Origin of the sequence: Stakelama portus (assembly GCF_003171655.1) — a bacterium.
GTDB lineage: Bacteria > Pseudomonadota > Alphaproteobacteria > Sphingomonadales > Sphingomonadaceae > Sphingomonas > Sphingomonas portus.
In genome coordinates this window covers 298,964-317,958 of the sequence record NZ_QFZL01000003.1, presented here as the reverse complement: position 1 = coordinate 317,958, position 18,995 = coordinate 298,964, and the positions used below count along the sequence as shown (strand labels likewise).

At 63.9% G+C, this 18,995-nt stretch carries 20 protein-coding genes; 13 read left to right on the top strand and 7 right to left on the bottom strand.

What is annotated here, in order from left to right; genetic code table 11:
- Window positions 1-6 precede the first annotated feature (6 nt).
- Window positions 7-348 carry a hypothetical protein gene (locus DKB74_RS10065; RefSeq protein WP_145960944.1) on the top strand — a complete coding sequence of 114 codons (342 nt, stop codon included), beginning with the start codon at window positions 7-9 and terminating at the stop codon, window positions 346-348.
- A 3-nt stretch (window positions 349-351) separates the two neighbouring features.
- Here the strand turns inward: DKB74_RS10065 and DKB74_RS10060 are convergent, their stop codons facing one another.
- From DKB74_RS10060 to bla, 4 genes are all read right to left on the bottom strand, one after another.
- Complete coding sequence (locus DKB74_RS10060) at window positions 352-1,893, bottom strand: lipopolysaccharide biosynthesis protein (protein ID WP_109808004.1); 1,542 nt, start codon at window positions 1,891-1,893, stop codon at window positions 352-354.
- Window positions 1,883-2,707 carry a hypothetical protein gene (locus DKB74_RS10055; RefSeq protein ID WP_109808003.1) on the bottom strand — a complete coding sequence of 275 codons (825 nt, stop codon included), beginning with the start codon at window positions 2,705-2,707 and terminating at the stop codon, window positions 1,883-1,885. The genes DKB74_RS10060 and DKB74_RS10055 overlap by 11 nt, the downstream gene beginning before the upstream one ends.
- A complete protein-coding gene (gene polA / locus DKB74_RS10050) occupies window positions 2,704-5,466 on the bottom strand; it encodes a DNA polymerase I (protein ID WP_109808002.1) in 2,763 nt (920 codons plus the stop codon). Before polA ends, DKB74_RS10055 begins: the two co-directional genes overlap by 4 nt.
- A gap of 79 nt (window positions 5,467-5,545) precedes the next feature.
- On the bottom strand, window positions 5,546-6,625 hold the full coding sequence (bla, locus tag DKB74_RS10045) for a class A beta-lactamase (protein ID WP_420822412.1): 1,080 nt from the start codon (window positions 6,623-6,625) through the stop codon (window positions 5,546-5,548).
- 161 nt (window positions 6,626-6,786) lie between these two features.
- Here bla and DKB74_RS10040 point away from each other — a divergent pair, with 161 nt between their 5' ends.
- Both DKB74_RS10040 and DKB74_RS10035 read left to right on the top strand, forming a co-directional pair.
- A complete protein-coding gene (locus DKB74_RS10040; RefSeq protein ID WP_109808001.1) occupies window positions 6,787-7,989 on the top strand; it encodes a cation:proton antiporter in 1,203 nt (400 codons plus the stop codon).
- Window positions 7,986-9,200, top strand: a complete 1,215-nt coding sequence (locus tag DKB74_RS10035; RefSeq protein ID WP_109808000.1) for a hypothetical protein — start codon at window positions 7,986-7,988, stop codon at window positions 9,198-9,200. The genes DKB74_RS10040 and DKB74_RS10035 overlap by 4 nt, the downstream gene beginning before the upstream one ends.
- Window positions 9,201-9,207: 7 nt before the next feature.
- On the opposite strand, the gene DKB74_RS10030 is transcribed toward DKB74_RS10035, so the two are convergent.
- Both DKB74_RS10030 and nadB read right to left on the bottom strand, forming a co-directional pair.
- Entirely contained in the window at window positions 9,208-9,987 is a 780-nt protein-coding gene (locus tag DKB74_RS10030) for a hypothetical protein (RefSeq protein WP_109807999.1), read from the bottom strand.
- 38 nt (window positions 9,988-10,025) lie between these two features.
- Window positions 10,026-11,630, bottom strand: coding sequence for an L-aspartate oxidase (gene nadB, locus DKB74_RS10025; protein ID WP_109807998.1), 1,605 nt, complete (start codon window positions 11,628-11,630; stop codon window positions 10,026-10,028).
- Between the two features lie 168 nt (window positions 11,631-11,798).
- Between nadB and DKB74_RS10020 the strand changes: the two genes are divergently transcribed.
- Entirely contained in the window at window positions 11,799-12,704 is a 906-nt protein-coding gene (locus tag DKB74_RS10020) for a CE1 family esterase (protein WP_239987456.1), read from the top strand.
- Window positions 12,705-12,710: 6 nt separating this feature from the next.
- Window positions 12,711-13,235, top strand: a complete 525-nt coding sequence (locus tag DKB74_RS10015; RefSeq protein WP_109807996.1) for a hypothetical protein — start codon at window positions 12,711-12,713, stop codon at window positions 13,233-13,235.
- A gap of 13 nt (window positions 13,236-13,248) precedes the next feature.
- On the opposite strand, the gene DKB74_RS10010 is transcribed toward DKB74_RS10015, so the two are convergent.
- On the bottom strand, window positions 13,249-14,175 hold the full coding sequence (locus tag DKB74_RS10010) for an ABC transporter ATP-binding protein (RefSeq protein ID WP_109807995.1): 927 nt from the start codon (window positions 14,173-14,175) through the stop codon (window positions 13,249-13,251).
- A gap of 109 nt (window positions 14,176-14,284) precedes the next feature.
- On the opposite strand from DKB74_RS10010, the gene DKB74_RS10005 reads away from it, so the two are divergent.
- The 8 genes from DKB74_RS10005 (at window position 14,285) to DKB74_RS09970 (ending at window position 18,990) form a co-directional block, all read left to right on the top strand.
- Window positions 14,285-14,638 carry a hypothetical protein gene (locus DKB74_RS10005; protein ID WP_145960943.1) on the top strand — a complete coding sequence of 118 codons (354 nt, stop codon included), beginning with the start codon at window positions 14,285-14,287 and terminating at the stop codon, window positions 14,636-14,638.
- Between the two features lie 61 nt (window positions 14,639-14,699).
- Window positions 14,700-14,930 (top strand): zinc-finger domain-containing protein, encoded by a 231-nt coding sequence (locus DKB74_RS10000; RefSeq protein WP_109807993.1) that lies wholly within the window; start codon window positions 14,700-14,702, stop codon window positions 14,928-14,930.
- A 35-nt stretch (window positions 14,931-14,965) separates the two neighbouring features.
- Complete coding sequence (locus DKB74_RS09995; RefSeq protein WP_109807992.1) at window positions 14,966-15,412, top strand: DUF3224 domain-containing protein; 447 nt, start codon at window positions 14,966-14,968, stop codon at window positions 15,410-15,412.
- Between the two features lie 56 nt (window positions 15,413-15,468).
- Window positions 15,469-16,896: a metalloprotease TldD gene (tldD, locus tag DKB74_RS09990; RefSeq protein ID WP_109807991.1), complete on the top strand. Its 1,428-nt coding sequence runs from the start codon at window positions 15,469-15,471 to the stop codon at window positions 16,894-16,896.
- Entirely contained in the window at window positions 16,893-17,723 is an 831-nt protein-coding gene (locus DKB74_RS09985; RefSeq protein WP_161956845.1) for an arylamine N-acetyltransferase family protein, read from the top strand. Before tldD ends, DKB74_RS09985 begins: the two co-directional genes overlap by 4 nt.
- Window positions 17,724-17,739: 16 nt before the next feature.
- Complete coding sequence (locus DKB74_RS09980; protein WP_109807989.1) at window positions 17,740-18,303, top strand: pyridoxamine 5'-phosphate oxidase family protein; 564 nt, start codon at window positions 17,740-17,742, stop codon at window positions 18,301-18,303.
- The gene (locus DKB74_RS09975; RefSeq protein WP_109807988.1) at window positions 18,303-18,512 is read left to right on the top strand and encodes a putative signal transducing protein; all 210 of its coding nucleotides are present in this window, start codon (window positions 18,303-18,305) and stop codon (window positions 18,510-18,512) included. The genes DKB74_RS09980 and DKB74_RS09975 overlap by 1 nt, the downstream gene beginning before the upstream one ends.
- 139 nt (window positions 18,513-18,651) lie before the next feature.
- Entirely contained in the window at window positions 18,652-18,990 is a 339-nt protein-coding gene (locus DKB74_RS09970; RefSeq protein WP_109807987.1) for a P-II family nitrogen regulator, read from the top strand.
- The last annotated feature ends 5 nt before the right edge of the window (window positions 18,991-18,995 follow it).

Genomic DNA, 18,995 nt, shown 5'->3' with positions numbered 1-18,995 from the left:
CGAGCAATGGCGATCACGCTATTGCTCGCGGCGATTCTGGTCGGTGGCGGCGGCTATGCGCTGTCGCGCTGGACCGAGGCGCAATTGCGCAGGCCGGTCGAGCCGGCGGGGATGTGCATTGCGCGCGATCGGCAAGCCAATCCTCTATGGCCGCGCAACGCTCAGGCGCGGCGGGGCATATTGGCGCGACTGGCGCTCAGCAGGGGCACTGCTTCCAGCGACGGTGCGCTGTGGTGGCAGACGAAATATGCGGCGGTAAGCCAACTCGGCTTTTTCACGCTGAGCGATGCCGAACAGGTGCGGCTGCTCGAACAAATCCCAGTCTGCCCGCCGCGCCCGCGCGGCTGACGCTTACAGCTTTTCCTCGAACGGTAATGTCGGCTGGGTGTTCTTGGGCAGTTTCTGGAACAGCGCCTTGTCCTCGGGACCGAAGGCGAAACGCACGATCACGAACAGGAAACTGACGAGGATTGCCGGCATGCCGACCGACAACCGCGCCCATTCGAACTGCGGTGGCAGGCGATAGAAAGCCAGACCCACCACAGTCGCCGTGACGATCGCCAGCAGGAATGACCAGCGCAGGCTGACCACCGATGCGCCCCCCAGCATCCGCGAGAGCAGCCCTGCCTTGATTACCGACGCCACGGTGAGCGAGAAGGCAAGCGCTACCGCCGGTGCCGCCGCCTGCCACATCAGCGGCAGGCCCATGTTGCGCGCGACGAATACCAGCGCGAAGCTCAATGCGATCTGGAATGCCAGCACCAGCACCGAAATCACCAGATTGCGGTGGCGACAGATATAGACCAGCGCCGCCTCGCACACCGATCCGGTCGAGGCGAGCATTTCGGCGACCAGCAGGATGCACAGCGCAGCGGCACCTGTGACGAATTCGGGACCGATCAGCCCCATCACGCCCGGCGCCATCACACCGAAAGTGACCATCAGCCCGGCCTGCGCGGCAATGATCCAGAAACCGACCTGGCGCACCTGACGCGCGACCGCCGCCTTGTCGCCTTCACGCAGGCTCTTGGTGACGACCGGGCCGAGGATCGGGTCGAAGCTGGATTTGAGGCGCTGCGGGATCGAGCTGACCTGCTGCGCCATATAATAGACGCCGACCACTTCGGGCACGAACAGGATGCCCAGGATGAAGCGATCGACATTGCGCGTACCCCATTCGATCGCATCGGCGCCCGCCAGCGGCATGTTGCGCCGCGCCAGCGCCGAAATCCGCTCCGGATGCGGCACCCATCCGCGGGGCAGCCCATATTCGCGGATGAACGGGACCAGCGACGCGATCAGCGCCGCGCTCATCGCCACGACATAAGAGAGGATGAGGCCGTCGCGCGAGGAGATGTAGGAGAATATCCAGGCGGCGATGCTGATCGTCCAGGGTTCGATGATCGCGCGCGCCGTGACCGACGCCTTGATATTGTGGCGATAGGCAAGCGCGGCCAGCGACACATCGGACCATGCAACCGCGATGACGACCAGCGCGACATAGCGTTCCAGCCCCTGCACCGCGCTGTTGGGAAACATGATCTGCGGCACGAACCAGAGCAGCGCGCTGGCCGCGATCGACGCGAGCAGCGCGACCACCATCGCATCCCACACGACATGGGTATGCGGGCGATCGGTATGCGCCAGCGCCTGCGCCAGACCGCGCTTCAACCCCAGCGTGGCGACGAGCGCGAACAGTTCGATGACGAGCACCGCGATCGCGAACCGCCCGACGATTTCGGGACCATAGGCGCGCCCCGCGATGAACAGAAAGGGCAGCCGCGCCGCCAGCCGCAGGACAAAGCCGAGAATGTTCGTCCGCCCGCCCTTGGCAAGCGTCGCGATATCTTCGGAGGAGCCGGTTTCGGCGGTGGCGGAAGCGTCAGTCGCCAAGGGTGGTTCTCGCGATGCTGACGCTGGCGAGGTTCCAGCCCGTATCGCCTTCGATCGGATCGGAGCCGGTCAGATAATAGGCGATCCAGGCATATACCATCATGCCGCCACGCTGACGCGCGAGCGTATAGACCGGGTTGAGGCACCAGCGGACGCCATCCCCGCACCGCTTGAGCCCAAGGCCCCAAAGCTGGGAAAGCGGCAGCGCGGCAATCCCCGTGCGCGCGGCATCGCACCACCCCGCAATCGGTCGCGAGGTCTGGTCGAGGCAATCGACCGTCACCATATCGCTGCTCACGCCCTGCACCAGCCGGGTCTGTGCGGCGGCAAGCGCGCCCAGCGCACGCATGACCTGGGCGGCAGAGGGATCGTCATTTTCGCCGATCGCGACCGTGAAATAACCGGCGCCATCGGCGGAAATCAGCGGCGACAGACCATTGCAGGCATCGGCTTCGGGATCGACCACCCGAAAATAGCGCGTGGCGGTTCGCGCGATGACGCGCAATTGCGCGTCGGTATCGTCGTCGACCGGAACCAGCGACACCTCCCACCGCATGGCAGCGCAGAGGCCGCGTTCCCCGGTGGGGAGCGGCGCGCCGGTGAGGCTGACGCGCAGGCCGGTATCTTCAGGCTCGACCAGCGACCCCACCACGTCGCCGGCATGGTCGGGCAACAGCATTTGCGCCAGCGCCGGCGTCTCCATCGCTTCGATTTCCGCGCGGACAAAGGAGGAAGCCGACGGGTCATCCTGCGCCGCAGCGGGCGCCGCCAGCGCCAGCAACGCGACGCAGGCCGCAAAAACGATACGAATCAATGCGCGGCACCCCAGCTGGGGCCGGTGCCGATTTCCACGCCGAGCGGCACGCTGAGCGTGATGGCGGGTTCCGCCGCGGTTGCCATGACGCGCTCGATGACGGGTTTCGCAGCCTCCACATCCCCCTCCGGCAGCTCGAACACCAATTCGTCGTGAACCTGCAGCAACATACGCACATTGGGCAAGCCCGCTTGCCGTAGCGCCGGGCCCATCCGCACCATCGCGCGCTTGATGATATCGGCGCAGGTCCCCTGAATCGGTGCGTTGATCGCGGCACGCTCGCTGCCCGCGCGTTCATTCTGATTGGGCGCCTTGATCCGCGGGAAATGGGTCTTGCGGCCGAACAGGGTGTGCGTGAACCCATGTTCCTTGGCGAAGGTAAGCGTGTCGGCGATATAGCGGTTGATGCCGGGGAATCGCTCGAAATAGCGGTCGATCATCGCCTGTGCCTCATCGGGCGTCACATCGAGCCGCCCGGCCAGACCCCAGCGCGAAATGCCATAGAGGATCGCGAAGTTGATCGTCTTGGCGCGGCCGCGCGTATCGCGATTGACCTCGCCGAACAGTTCCTGCGCGGTCATGTTGTGGATGTCGTCGCCGCGTTCGAACGCTTCGCGCAGCTGCGGCACATCGGCGATATGCGCGGCGAGCCGCAATTCGATCTGCGAATAGTCCGCCGACAGGATGACATTGCCAGGTTCGGCGACGAACGCATCGCGGATCTGGCGGCCGGTTTCGGTGCGGATCGGAATATTCTGCAAATTCGGGTCGGTCGAGGAGAGCCGCCCGGTCTGCGCGCCCGAAATACTGTAGCTGGTGTGGACGCGCCCCGTCTGCGGATTGATCTGCGCCTGCAGCGCGTCGGTATAGGTCGACTTCAGCTTCGAAAGCTGGCGCCAGTCGAGCACCATTCGCGCGATTTCCGCGCCCTTTGGCTGGTCCTTGTCGGCGGCGATCCGTTCCAGTTCGTTGACGTCGGTCGAATAGACGCCCGACTTGCCCTTGCGTCCGCCCTTCAGCCCCAATTGTTCGAACAATATGTCGCCGAGCTGTTTGGGGCTGCCGATGGTGAATTTGGCGCCCGCCAGTTCGTGAATCCGGGCTTCCAGATCGGCCATCTGATGCGCGAATTCGGTCGAGAGGCGCGACAGCGCCTCGGCATCGACCTTGACGCCCTCGCGCTCCATGCCCGAAAGCACCGCGACGAGCGGGCGATCGACCATTTCATAGACGCGCGTCACTTCCTCATAAGGCAGACGCTGCTTGAACTTGCGCCACAGCCGCAGTGTGACGTCGGCATCCTCGGCAGCGTAGCGTGTCGCGGCCTTGAGATCGACTTCGTGGAAACCGAGCTGTTTCTTGCCGGTGCCGACCACATCCTTGAACGCGATGCAGCTGTGCGACAGATGCGTGGCGGCAAGCTCGTCCATGCCATGGCCATGTTTGCCCGCGTCGAGATCGAAGCTCATCACGATCGTGTCGTCATAGGGAGCGACGTCGATCCCCTGCCGCGCAAGGACGATCAGGTCATATTTGAGATTATGGCCGATCTTGAGGACCGCAGGGTCCTCCAGCAGCGGCTTGAGCTTTTCGATGACGGTGGCGCGATCGAGCTGTTGCGGCTTTTCGGCGAACATGTCGCTGCCACCATGGCCGACCGGGATATAGCAAGCGAGATTGGGGTGCAGCGCCATGCTGATGCCGACCAGATCGGCCTGCATCGCATCGAGCGCGCTCGTTTCCGTGTCGATCGCCACCCATCCCTGATGCCGGGCGGCGATGATCCAGCGGTCGAGCGCGGTTTCGTCGACCAATGTTTCATAGCCGTCATGGTCGCAGGGCGGGTCTTCGGGCGTTTCGGGCGGTGGCGCCGCGTCCTCGGCCATCGGCGCGTCGGCCACGCTCGACAGGCGGTTGAGCAGCGACTTGAACCCATGATGCTCTAGAAACGCACGCAGCGGCGGTTCGGGAATGCCCTTGAGCGCGAATTCCTCAAGCGGGTCGGGCAGCGGCACGTCGCGCGCCAGTTCGACCAGCTTGCGCGACAGCCGCGCCATTTCGGCATGTTCGATCAGATTGTCGCGCATCTTGGACTTTTTCATGTCCGGCGCGGCGGCGAGCACGCTTTCGACATCGCCATATTCGTTGATCAGATCGGCGGCGCGTTTCGGCCCGATCCCCGGCACGCCGGGGACGTTATCGACGCTGTCGCCCATCAGCGCGAGCACTTCGCCCAGTTTTTCCGGGGGCACGCCGAACTTTTCGATGACATGTTCGCGGTCGAGCCGGCGGCTGTTCATCGTGTCGAGCATGTCGAGCCCGGGTTCGATCAGCTGCATCAGATCCTTGTCGGAACTGACGATGGTGACTTCCCACCCTTGTGCCAGCGCTGCCTTGGCATAGCTGGCGATCAGATCGTCCGCTTCCCAGCCCTGTTCTTCGATGCACGGCAGGCTGAACGCGCGCGTCGCATCGCGAATCATCGGGAATTGCGGGACCAGATCCTCGGGCGGGGGCGGGCGATGCGCCTTGTACTGATCGTACATCTCGTTGCGGAAGGTGTGGCTCGATTTGTCGAGCACGACCGCCATATGCGTCGGCCCGTCCGCCTTGTTCAGCGTATCGGCAAGCTTCCACAACATGGTGGTATAGCCATAGACCGCACCCACCGGCTCGCCATGGACATTGGTGAGCGGAGGCAGCCGATGATAGGCGCGAAAGATATAGCCGGAGCCGTCGACAAGATAGAGATGTGGCATTGCCGACCGGGCTTAGCAGGCGATCGGGCGACAGGCGACAGGAACGTGCAGACAGCCCGAACCGGGCCGCCATCGCGGCCTAGCGGTGGTTGGCGACCACCGAGGCGACCACCGCCTGCATCAGTTCCTGCCGCTGCGGGATGGTGCGCGAGGTATCGCCGATCAGCACCGCGATCGTATAGCTTTTGCCGTCCGGTGCAGTGAGGATGCCGACATCGTTATAGCCCGCCGTGCGGCCCGAGAAATCCTGGCCCGTCCCGGTCTTGTGCCCGAACGACCAGCCCGCCGGCACCGCGCCGCGCAGCCGCTGGCGCCCGGTATGCGAGCTTTCCATCGTCGCGAGCAGCCAGCTGGTCGAATCGGCCGAGAGCAGGTCGCCGCGCTTCAGCCGCGCCAGTGCCTGGGCGATCGCGGTCGCCGTCGCGCCATCGGGCGGATCGGCGATGTAATTGTTGAACGCAGCAAGCCGGACCGCGCCGGGGAGTGCGGCGCGCGCCTGATAAAAGGCGCGGCCGATCGAATATTCCTGCCGCCATTCGAGCCCGGCGGTGCCCGCCTGAAGCAGCCGCTCGCCCGGGCCGAAACGGATCGCGCCCAGCCCCTTGCGGCTGATGAAGTCGCGGACCGAATCCGGCCCGCCGACATAGCGAAGCAGGATGTCGTTGCAGGTATTGTCGCTGTTGGTCAGCGCGCGGCGGAGCAATTCGCGGATCGTCGTCGGATAGCCGTTCTCGCCGATCAGCGTCGCGACCGGCTGGTGAAACACCGTCAGATCGGCCTTTGTCACCGTATAGGGATCGTCGAGCGACAGCCGGCCCTGATCGCGATAATCGAGTACGGTCATCGCCACCCACAGCTTGCTGACGCTCTGCTGCGGCATGCGGCGTTCGCCATTGGCGGCGACGCTCCAGCCTTCATCGACGCTGGTGACGGCAATGCCGACAATGCCGTCGAACTGGCTTTCGAGCGCAGTGATCGTCGACAACAGTCCGGCGGGTGCTTCGGGCGGCGGCGGCGGCGTGGGAGTGGGGACGGGAGAAGGCGTCGGCACGGGCATCCGCACCGCATATTCGGGTACGGGCACATAGCCCGCCGCCGTCGGCGATTGATGTACCGCACAGCCGACCAGCATCGCGGGAGCGAGTCCCGCGATGGTCATCGCGCGTTGAGCGACCGTGAACTTATCCAACTCAATCACTGTGGCACTGCCCCTTGCCCATTCAAATCATGGCGCAAATTGGCCCCTCGCAACAAGCGGTCCTGGCGGTTGTTGCGACGAAAATGCATGCCATAGCGACGAACGGTGAATAAGGAACGAATATGGAAGCGTTCGACATAACCACTTTGGGCCTGTTGCTGTTCGTTGCGTCGCTGGTCGCGATCGCCACGCATCGGCTGAAATTGCCCTATAGCGTGGGGCTTGTCACCGCCGGGATTATACTGGCGCTGCTGCCGCTGGGCATCGCACTGCCGCTGACGCCCGAGCTGATCTTCTTCGTGTTCCTGCCGCCTTTGGTGTTCGAAGCCGCGATCCAGATCCCGTGGAAGCCGTTTCGCCGCGAATTGCCGTTGCTGTTCGCGCTGGTGACGCTCGGCGTCGTGCTCGCCGCCGGGGTCGTCGCGATCGGCATGCACTGGTTTGCCGGGTGGAGCTGGATCGGCGCGGCGTTGTTCGGGGTGCTGATCGCAGCGACCGACCCGGTTTCGGTGATCGCGGCGTTCAAGGCGATGCATGTCGAAAAGCGGCTGCACCTGCTGGTCGAATCGGAAAGCCTGCTCAACGACGGCGTCGCCGCAGTCGCCTTTGCCATCCTGGTCACCATCGCCGCCGGTGGCGCGGCGGGACCGGCGGCGATCTCGCTCAAGCTGGTCGAAACCGTAGTCGGCGGCATCGCGGCGGGGGCGGTGGTGGCGCTGCCGCTGATCCTGATCGCCGGGCGGACCCGGGACCGGCTGATCGAAGTCACGCTGACCATGTTGATCGCCTATGGCAGCTTCCTGCTGGCCGAGCATTTCCATTTTTCGGGCGTGCTGGCGACGCTGACGGCGGGCCTCATCGTCGGCAATTTCGGCTTTCTGGGGTCGATTTCGGACGATGGCCGCCCTGCCGTGCTCAACCATTGGGAATATGTCGCGTTTCTCGCCAATTCGCTGATCTTCATCCTGATCGGCGGGCGTGAAGTCGAAATGCACATATTGGAAGTGATCGAGGCGGCGGCACTCGCAACGCTGTTGTCGCTGATCGGACGGGCAGTCGCCGTCTATCCGGTGATGGCATCCTTTGCGCGGACCAGACTGCGCGTGCCGTGGAAATACAAGCATGTCCTGTTCTGGGGCGGGTTGCGCGGCGCGCTGGCGCTCGCCCTGGCACTGGCGCTGCCGATGAACGTGCCCGAACGCGAGACGATCATTACCGTTGCCTTTGCGGTGGTCGCTTTCTCGATCTTCGTGCAAGGGCTGACCATGCCCTGGCTGATCCGCAAACTCGACCTGCTCGCCAAGCCCGAGGATGCGAACCCGTGATCGCCAATATCATCATGGCCGTGGCGGCGCTGGGGTTCGCCGCGGTGACGCTCAATCCGAAGCTGCTGCGCTCCGACATCTGGCGCGCGACGGTGACGCCGCTGGCATCGATCATCGGGTCGGGGTTCCTCGTCGCCGGGCCGATTCTCGGCCATGCCGCGGGGCATTGGGCGTTCCTCGGCATGGCGGGACTGTGCCTCGTCTCATGGATTTTCGGCATGGCGATCCGCGAGAATATCCGCCGCGCCGAACCGATGCTGGTCGATCAGGTATCGAACGCGATCGACTGGCTCGACTGGGCGGCGAGTCTGGCGCTGGCCTTCGCCTATTTCGTGTCGGTCGCCTATTATCTCGACCTGCTTTCGGCGTTTGCGCTCAAGGGGCTGGGGATCGTCAATCCCGATATCGGCCGCCTCGTCACCACGGCGATCATCGGTACGCTGGGCGTGCTGGGGCTGTTCGGCGGGCTGCGCTGGCTGGAGCATGTCGAGCTGGGCGCGGTGGGGATCAAGCTGGCGCTGATCGGCGGGGTGATCGCCGCGCTCTTCTATACCGACGGCGCCGATCTGTTCGCGGGGACCTTGCCGTTCGAAAAGACCGCCAATGTCCATGGGTTCGAGGCCGTGCAGATCCTGCTCGGGCTGATCATCCTGGTACAGGGGTTCGAAACCTCGCGCTATCTGGGCGCGAGCTATGACCGCGAAACGCGGGTGAAGACGATGCGCAATGCGCAGCTGATTGCCTTTGTCATCTATATCGTCTTCATCGCACTGCTGACGCCATGGCTCGACGGCCAGCTGCCGTCCAAGGGAGGCGAGACCCACATCATCGACCTGCTCCGCCCGGTCGGCACCTTCATCCCGATCTTCGTGATCGGTGCGGCGCTGACCAGCCAGCTGTCCGCAGCGGTGGCGGATATGAACGGCGCGAGCGGGTTACTCCACGGCGCGCTCAAGCGCGTGCCGATATCGTTCGCCTATGTCATCTGCGCGGGGGCATCGATCGCGATCGTCTGGTCGACCAGCATCTTCGGCGTGATCGTGTGGGCGTCGAAGGCGTTCGTGCTCTATTACGGCATCCAGTCGGTCACGGCCTGCGCGGTGGAGATCATCGACGCCAAGCCGACCCGCTGGTGGCGCGTGGCGCTGTTCGGCGCAGTGACGCTGCTGGCGGTGGCGGTGCTGGTGCTTGGGAAATCGGCGGAGGGGTGAGGGCAAATTACTCCGGGCCCACCACTGGTCGCGCAGCGTCGAGAAACCAGTCTATCGTCGTCTCCGAGTCCACCCAAAATCCTTCGAACAAAGTTTCTGGCCGGACTTGCTCTTTCCGTTCGTTCGTCATCGCCAATACCGTGAGAAAATGATCCCAAGGAACTACTGCCAGCAGCGATTCGTCTGGGTGGTATAGTCGCCTTAATGGCCATTTCGGCATACCTTCCAAGCCGAACCGCCAAGGGCGTGAGTCTGTAAGCGAGGCCGATGGGCCAAGGTTTGTTTCATCACCGAACTCATCGCCCATCATCACGGCTTCTGCACCCGTTCGTGCAAAGAGTTCAGCGAGTCCTTGCTGCATCACCGGCTGAAACTCACTGGCGGTTGGAAGAAATATGCCGTCTGCCATGCAATGAGCCACCAGCCGCTCGCACGCGGCTAGATTCTCAAGGTCTTTGCGAAGTCCACGGATATTGGTGCGGAGCGCCTGATCCACGACCCGAAGATCGTCGAATCCGACGTTTCGAGCCAGTTCTTTCCATAATATCGTTACACCATCTCGCTTCATTGCTTCGACCGTTTTGGTCCAATCGAACTTCGCTGTTGCTGCCCGTTCGCGTCCCAATTGGTCGGCGTATTCGATGAGATTAATGTTTTCGGGCATCTCCGATCGCTCAACGACACTGCTGCCGATTTCACAAGCGAGCGGATGCATTCCTTCTATCGAGACGAAGGGGTGCAGCGCGACAAAGACCGCATCGAAATGTCCGTGATAATATTCGAGCAAGGGACCGTCGCCGACCCATATCAAATGCTCGGCCGGCCTCACGGCACCAGCACCGTATCCACTGCGACATCCAGCGTTTCGGGATAATCGAGCGTATAGTGCAGCCCCCGGCTCTCATGCCGGTGGAGCGCGCTCTTCACGATCAAATCGGCCGCCTGATGCAGGTTGCGCAGCTCGATCAGGTCGGGCGTGACGCGGAAATGGCCGTAATAATCGGCGATTTCGTCGCCGAGCATCTTGATGCGGTGGGCGGCGCGTTCGAGCCGCTTGGTCGTCCGCACGATGCCGACATAATTCCACATGAAGCGGCGGATCTCGGTCCAGTTCTGCTTGATGACGACTTCCTCGTCCGAATCCGCCACGCGGCTTTCGTCCCACGGGCGGATCGCCGGCGGCGGGGCGAAATCGCCCCAGTTGGCGGTGATATGGTTCGCCGCCGCTTCGCCGAACACGAAACATTCGAGCAGGCTGTTCGACGCCAGACGATTGGCCCCATGCAGCCCCGATTGCGTCACTTCGCCCGCGGCATAGAGATTGGGCAGATCGGTGCGTCCATGGCGATCCACCACCACCCCGCCACAGGTATAATGTTGCGCCGGGACGACGGGAATCGGCTCGCGCGTCATATCGATGCCAAGGTCGAGCAGCCGGGCATGGATCGTCGGGAAGTGGTGCTTCACGAATTCCGGCCCCTTGTGACTGATATCCAGATGGACATAGTCGAGGCCGAGCCGCTTGATTTCATGGTCGATCGCGCGGGCGACGATGTCGCGCGGTGCAAGCTCTGCACGCGCGTCGACATCGGGCATGAAGCGATATCCGGCTTCGTCGCCTGCATCGGGGGGCAACAGCAAATGCCCGCCCTCGCCGCGAACCGCCTCGGTAATCAGGAAATTCTTGACCTCGAGATTATAGAGGCAGGTCGGGTGGAACTGCATCATCTCCATGTTCGAGATGCGGCATCCCGCGCGCCACGCCATAGCGATGCCGTCGCCGGTCGCACCACGCGGCGCGGTGCTGAACAGATAGGTCCGCCCCGCCCCGCCGGTCGCCAGCACGGTGGCGCGCGCAGTGAACAGGCGGACATGCCCGGCTTCCTTGTCATAGGCATAGACGCCCCAGACCGTGCCCGCGCCCGAATAGCGTTCCTCGTGCCGGCTGGTGGCAAGGTCGATCACCACCTGGTCGGGGACGAGCGTGATATTGGGATGGGCATGCGCGGCGCGGAGCAGCGCCTCCTGCACTGCCCAGCCGGTGGCGTCATCGACATGGACGATGCGGCGATGGCTGTGCCCGCCTTCGCGCGTCAGATGCAGCGTGTTGCCGTCGGTGTTGAACGGCACGCCGAGCTTTGCCAGCCGCTCGATCGCGACGGGCGCGTTTTCGACGACCATCTCGACCGTTTCGCGGTTGTTGAGCCCCGCGCCGGCGATCATCGTATCCTCGATATGGCTTTCGAATGTGTCGCCCGGTTCGAGCACTGCGGCGATCCCGCCCTGCGCCCAGGCCGTCGAGCCTTCGTTGAGCTTGCCCTTGGCGAGCACGGTCACCTTGTGATGTTCGGCAAGGTTCAAGGCGGCGGTAAGCCCGGCGGCGCCCGAACCGATGATCAGGACATCCGAAACATGCGTGGTGTCGGCCAAGAGAAACTCCCTATTTCGCCAACGTATAAAGGCGTTTCGCAGACCGGTTACAAGCCGTGACGACGCGCCCGGCGCACCGGACAGCCACAGGCCCGGCGCGTTTCGGCATTGGCCCGTTGCCGCTCCGACGATAATAGCGCACGGCAGATGGTTGGGAGCGTTGACAGCATGATCGGTTCTTCTTGGCTTCGCCGGATGGCGATCGGGGCAGCATGGGCAATCGCCGCCATGGCCGCGCCAGCCTTTGCCAGCTGTTCGCTCGAAGCCGGAACGACGCAGCGCGTGGCGATCGGCGATACCGGTCGGTCGATGCTGATCCATGTGCCGCAGGGCGTGTCGCCGCGTGCGCCGCTCGTCTTCCTGTTGCATGGCAGCACCGCGACCGGAGCGGCGATGCTGGCGGATTCGCACCTTGCGCAAACATCCGATGCGCATGGCTTCATCCTTGCCGCGCCCGATGCGGGCATTCCGGCAGGCAATGGCTTTGTCTGGAATATCCCCGGCGTGCCGACGGTGACGGGGGATATCCCGACCGAAAACGATCCCGATGACGTCGCCTATCTGACCGATGCGATCGATTTTCTTGCGGCGCAGGGATGCGTCGATGACAGCCGCGTTTATGCCACCGGCCTTTCGGGCGGCGGGCGGATGACGTCATGGCTCGGCTGTGTCGCGTCGGACCGGTTCGCGGCGATCGCGCCGGTGGTCGGGCTGCGTTCGGGAAATCCGCTCGCATCCGATCCGCAGCGGCCCGATCCGGCGACCTGTACTCCCGATCACCCGATGCCGGTTTTCGCCTTTGCCGGGGACAGGGACAATACCAACCCGCCGCAGGGCGGTGGCGCGGGATATTGGCAATATTCGATGCTGACCGCGCTGGGGCGCTGGGCGGAACTCAACGGCTGCACCCATCCGCTCGCCTATCTGCCCGAAGGCGATGTGTCGGTGGACTATTATTATGATGGCTGCCGCGACGATGCGACGGTGATCGGCCGCATGGTCAAGGGGCGCGGTCATGAATGGGTCGCCGACAATGAAGCGATGTGGGCGTTTTTCGCCCGCTTTGCGCGCTGACCGGCGATGGATGACGCGCGCCGCCGCGAACTGGAGGCGCGCCGCGCGGCGATGCAGCGGCGGAACGACCGCGAGCAGCAGCGCCGCGCGCTTTGGGGCGTCGATGAAAAGCTGACGGCGCAGGGCGCAGTGTTCGAACTCCTGTATCGCGACACGGTGCCACGGTTCGACTGGATCGGCGGGCTGGTCCCTGCAGGCGCGTTTCACTTGCGCTGGGATGATGTGCCTGCCGCCGCCAGCGAATATGTCGCATATGACGAACGCGCTGCCTTTGCCGGTGCGATATTGGAAACGCTGGCGGAGGATGCGCGCATCCATGTGGTTCCGGGCAACGGGCTGGCACCGATCATCGCGCTGACCCGCGCCGAATTTGCGCGTCACGCCGAAATGCTGACCGATATCGACAGCGAAATGTGGCTATCGGGCGCGCCCGAATGGCTGATCGAATTTCGCAAGAATGAGGCGCATGTGATCGGACTGAAACTGCCCGAAAGCATCGACTGGCATCGCAAGCCCGACGGCGAACGCTGATTGCGCCGGGTCGTCAGGCGGCGTTGGCGGCGCGGGTCAGGTTGAGGAACACATCCTCCAGATCGGCCTCACGCGTCGAAACATCGACGATGCCATATCCGTCTGCCTGTACCGCACCCAGCACGTCGCCGGCATTTGCCTGATCCTTGCGATAGGTGATGGTCAGCATCCGCTCGCCGGTCACTTCGATCTTCTGGAAACAGCGGTTTTCGGGCGGTGCGGCGATATCGCGATCGACCGTTACTTCGACCACTTTTTCCTGGGTCATCCCGATCAGCTCGCGCGTCGGTTCGTTGGCGATCAGCGTGCCCTGATTGATGATCGCGATGCGATCGCACAGCTCTTCGGCCTCTTCCAGATAATGCGTCGTCAGCACCACCGTGACGCCGCGCGCATGGAGTTCGCGGACATAGGCCCAGAGTTGCTGGCGAAGCTCGACATCGACGCCTGCGGTCGGTTCGTCGAGCACCAGCACCGGCGGCGAATGCACCATCGCCTTGGCGACCATCAGCCGCCGTTTCATGCCGCCCGACAGCGTGCGCGAATAGGCGTTGGCCTTGTCTTCCAGATGCACTGCGCGGAGCAGTTCCATCGTCAGGCGCCGCGCTTTGGGAACGCCATAAAGGCCTGCCTGGATCTCCAGCGTTTCGGCGGGCGTGAAAAAGGGATCAAAGGTGATCTCCTGATTGACGATCCCGATCGACACCTTGGCGTTGCGGGGATTGCGATCGATGTCGAAGCCCCAGATCGACGCCGATCCTTCCGATTTGTTGACCAGCCCGGCGAGGATATTGATCAGTGTCGATTTGCCTGCGCCATTGGGGCCGAGCAGCCCGAAAATCTGGCCGCGCGGGACATCGAAGCTGACGCCGTCGAGCGCCCGCTTGCCCCCTTCATAGGTTTTGCAAAGGTTCTGGATCGAAATCGCCGCATCGCTCATGCCCGCCGAATGCCCCTGCCGCGCCGCTTTGGCAAGCAAATGGCCGATTGTGTTTCGCCAAATCGCGATACAGGGTGGCGCAACGGGCAGATTCGAAGGGAACGCAGCCATGACGATTTCGCGATTTCAACGCATGATGCTGGGAATCGCGGCGGCGTCCATGGCGATCGGCGCGACACCGGCGGCTTTCGCGCAGCAGGACACCGGCGAGCCGGACGCCGACGCGCGCTGCACGGTCGCGCTGGTTGCACTCGCGCAAGTCGTGCCCGAAGCGCAGCAGCCCGCCTTTCAGGCCGGCGTCATGTATTTCGTCGGCAAGCTGATCGGCCGGCTCGGTCGCGACGGCGCGATTGCAGAGCTGCGCACCACCGAATCGACGATGGACAGAAGCCAGTTTCCCGACATCGCCCAGCAATGTGCGGGCGAGCTGAAGGATCTGGGCGCGATTCTTCAGGGCATGTGAGGCAACGCGCGCGAATGGGAGATTGCCGGAAGCAATCGGCTTTGCTACCGGCAGTCGCATCATGATTGCTCCGCCCCAGATCACGCGTGTCGAAACCCGCCGGGTATCCTGCGACGGCGCGCATGACGGCATTCCCGCCGCGCTCGGCCATCCGCGCATCTTCCTGGAAATCGACGAGCATGGCTATGTCGATTGCGGCTATTGCGACCGGCGCTTCGTGCTGATCGGCGGTCCGGCGGACGGCGCCGACCAGAGCGACCTGCCCGATATCGCGTCGGGCGCCAGCATCTGAAGCTGGTTGCCGCGTCGTTCGCTGCCGCGCTGGTGATGGCTTCGGCGCCGGCGCAGGCACAGGAGAGCGATGTGCATCACGCTACCGGTACTTTCGAAGTCACGATCACGCCTGAGGCGCAGGCCGAAGCGCCCGAGGGCGGCGTCGCGACCAGCCGGATGGCGCTCAGCAAGCAGTTCAGCGGCGGCCTGATCGGCACTGCGACGGGCACGATGCTGTCCGCAGGCACGCCCGCGCCGGGACACAGCGCCGCCTATGTCGCGATCGATCAGTTCAACGGCAGTGTCGATGGCCGCGCGGGCGGCTTCATGCTGCTGCATCGCGGGACCATGGCGGCTTCGGGCGAAAGCGAATTGAGCGTCGTCATCGCACCCGACAGCGGCACCGGTGCGCTTGCCGGGATCACCGGCACGCTGACGATCGACGTGCGCGAGGACGGGCATTTTTACGACCTCGCATATCGCCTGCCCGAAGACGACTGAGCGCGCCGCACCACAGGCCATTTCGCCGGCGCGGTCGCATGCCTATATGCGTTGGCATGACTCCTCCTACCGACCCCCGCAGCTTCCTCTATCGCGGCAGCCTCGACCCGGACGAAGCTTTGCGCCTGACCGCCGATGCGCTTTCGGGCGCCGAGGATGGCGAGCTTTACCTGCAATATCGCCGGTCCGAAGCGTTCGGATTCGACGACGGACGCTTGAAGACCGCAAGCTATGACACGCAATCGGGGTTCGGCCTGCGCGCGGTTTCGGGCGAGACCACGGCATTCGCCCATGCCAATGAACTGAGCGCGCCGGCAATCCGGCGCGCGGCGGAAACGATGACGCTGATCGATCCGCGCAAGGGCGCCAAGGCGCCGCCGCCCCGGCACAACAACCGGCATCTCTATACCGATGCCGATCCGCTCGACCTGGTCCCCTTCGCCGACAAGGTGAATCTTTGCCAGACGATCGATGCCGCAGCGCGTGCGCGCGATCCGCGCGTGGCGCAGGTGTCGGTCAGCCTGACCGGCCAGTGGGGCGTCGTGGAGATCATACGCCCCGATGGATTCGTAGCGACCGATGTCCGGCCGCTGGTACGGCTCAACGTGTCGATCGTCGTCGAATCGAACGGCCGGCGTGAAACCGGCAGCTTCGGCACCGGCGGACGCACGCTTTATGCGCGCCTGTTCGAACCGGCCACCTGGAACCGCGCGATCGACGAGGCGCTGGCGCAGGCGCTGACCAATCTGGAAGCGGTCGATGCGCCGGCAGGCGAAATGCCGGTACTGCTCGGCCCCGGCTGGTGCGGCGTGCTGCTCCATGAAGCGGTGGGCCATGGCCTGGAGGGCGATTTCAACCGCAAGGGCACCAGCGCCTTTTCGGGCCGGATCGGCGAGCGCGTCGCAGCGCCCGGCGTTACCGTGGTCGATGACGGTTCGATCGGCGAGCGGCGCGGGTCGCTGAGCATCGATGACGAAGGCACGCCGACGCAGGAAAATATACTGATCGAGGACGGCATCCTGAAAGGCTATATCCAGGATCGGCTCAATGCGCGGCTGATGGGCGTCGCGCCCACCGGAAACGGCCGGCGCGAGAGTTTCGAACATGCGCCGATGCCGCGCATGACCAACACCTTCATGCGTGCGGGCAGTGACGATCCGCTCGAACTGCGCTCGCGCGTCAAAAAGGGAATCTATGCCAAGAGCTTCGGCGGCGGCCAGGTCGATATCGTGTCGGGCAAGTTCGTCTTTTCCTGTACCGAGGCGTATCGCATCGAGGACGGCAAGCTGGGCGCGCCGATCAAGGGCGCGACACTGATCGGCGACGGGCCGACCGTGCTGACCAAAGTGACCGGCATCGGCAACGACTTCGCGCTGGACGAAGGCGTCGGCATGTGCGGCAAGGGCGGGCAGAGCGTGCCCGCGGGCGTTGGCCAGCCGACCCTGCTGGTGTCGGGCCTGACGGTAGGCGGCACGGCGGCGTGAACTATGGCAAGGCCGAGCTTTCGGCCTATTGCGCGCGGATCGGACTGGACCGCCCGCTGCACGCCGATCGCGAAACGCTTGCCGCGCTGGTGCTGGCGCATGCGCGCGCCATCCCGTTCGAAAATCTCGATCCCCTCATGGGAATTCCCGCCGCCGCGACACAGGAAGCACGGTTCGACAAGCTGGTGACGCGCCGCCGGGGCGGCTTTTGCTTCGAGCAGAACCCTTTGTTCGAAGGGATGTTGCGCGCCATCGGCTATACTGTCCGCCCGCTTGCCGCGCGGGTTTTGTGGGGCATGCCGGCAGGCAGCATCACGCCGCGCTCACACATGATGCTGCTCGTCACGCTCGCCGAGGGGCCGGTGATCGTCGATGTCGGCTTTGGCGGGACATCGCTTACCGGCGTACTCGACCTGACCCCCGATCACGCACAGCAAACCCCGTTCGAGCGATTCCGCTTTCTTCGGGAGGGCGAAAACTGGCGGCAGCAGATCGAAATCGCCGGGGTATGGCGCGACACCTGTCTGTTCGACCTCAGCCATCATCACGCGATCGATTTCGACGCGGCCAATTGGTGGGTGTCGACTCATCCCGATTCGCGTTTCACACAGGGGCTGTCCTGCGCGCGGGTATTCGACGATCACCGCGTCGCACTGCGCGACGGCATGTTTTCGGCCTATTATCGCGATGGTCGGATCGAGCGGCGCGCCGTAGAAAGCGCGGACGAGGCCGTGGCGATCATCGAAAGCGCCTTTGCGATCGCGCCGGACGACCGCATGGCATTGGTCGCGCGGCTGGCGGAACGGGGTGCGCGCGGCGCGAAGTGACGAGGGGAGAGACCGAGTGGCGGATTTCTTTGATGCGATTGGAGATGGCCATGCCGGTTTCATCGCGAAACAGCCGGTCTTCTTCGTTGCGACGGCCGCCGATACCGGGCGGATCAACCTGAGCCCCAAGGGGATGGATTGTTTTCGCGTGCTGGGGCCCAATCGCGTCGGCTGGCTGGATGTCGGCGGATCGGGGAATGAAACCAACGCGCATCTGGCGGTCGACGGGCGAATCACGGTGATGTTCTGCGCCTTTGAAAACCCTGCGCTGATCCTGCGCCTCTATGGCCGGGCATTGTCGGTGCTGCCGCAGGACGATGGCTGGCCAGAAATCGCACCGCATTTTACCCGGCTGCCCGGTACGCGCCAGATATTCGATATGGCAGTGGAAAGCGTTCAGACCAGCTGCGGATGGGGCGTGCCGCACATGACGCTGGAGCGCGAGCGCGACACGCTGACCAAATATCACGCCAAAGCGACCGACGAGGAACGGCTGACCAAATGGGCCGGGCGCACGCAGAGTATCGACGGCCTTCCGGTGCGCGTCCCCACCACGCCGCCCACGGTGGCGAACGGCTGATGGCGCTGGCGGAGATCGGGCGCTTCGATCGGTTCGAAGCGCATATCCTGGTGGGACGGCTCGAATCCGAAGGGATTGCCGCCGTCGCGTTCGACGGCGAAGCGAGCATTGCCGATGGCAGCGCATTCCTGATCCCGGTGCGGGTAATGGTCGATGAAGACGATGTCGAAGCTGCCCGCGCCATGCTTCGCAGCCTGCCTGATTTTTAAGCAGCCCTTCGCAACTGCACAATATTTAACGCATCCGTAACATTTCATTGCGCCCGAGGCGCTTGGAATCGCGCGATTCCATCTCTGGCACGGCCTTTGCTGAGAGTCCCCCGGCTGAAAGCAAAGCTAGGGGGATGGAATGAAATTGATCATAGCCATCATCAAGCCATTCAAGCTTGACGATGTTCGCGAAGCGCTGACCGGAGTCGGCGTTACCGGAATGACCGTTACCGAGGTCAAGGGGTTCGGCCGCCAGAAGGGCCAGACCGAAATCTATCGCGGTGCCGAATACAGCACCAACATGGTTCCCAAGATCAAGCTCGAGATCGCCTGTCCGGCGGATCTGGTTGCCGGAGCCGTGGAAGCCATCAAGTCCGCCGCCAACACCGGTGCCATCGGTGACGGCAAGATCTTCGTCCTCGACATCGGCCAGGCGGTTCGCATCCGCACGGGCGAGACCGACGAGACGGCGCTCTGATCATG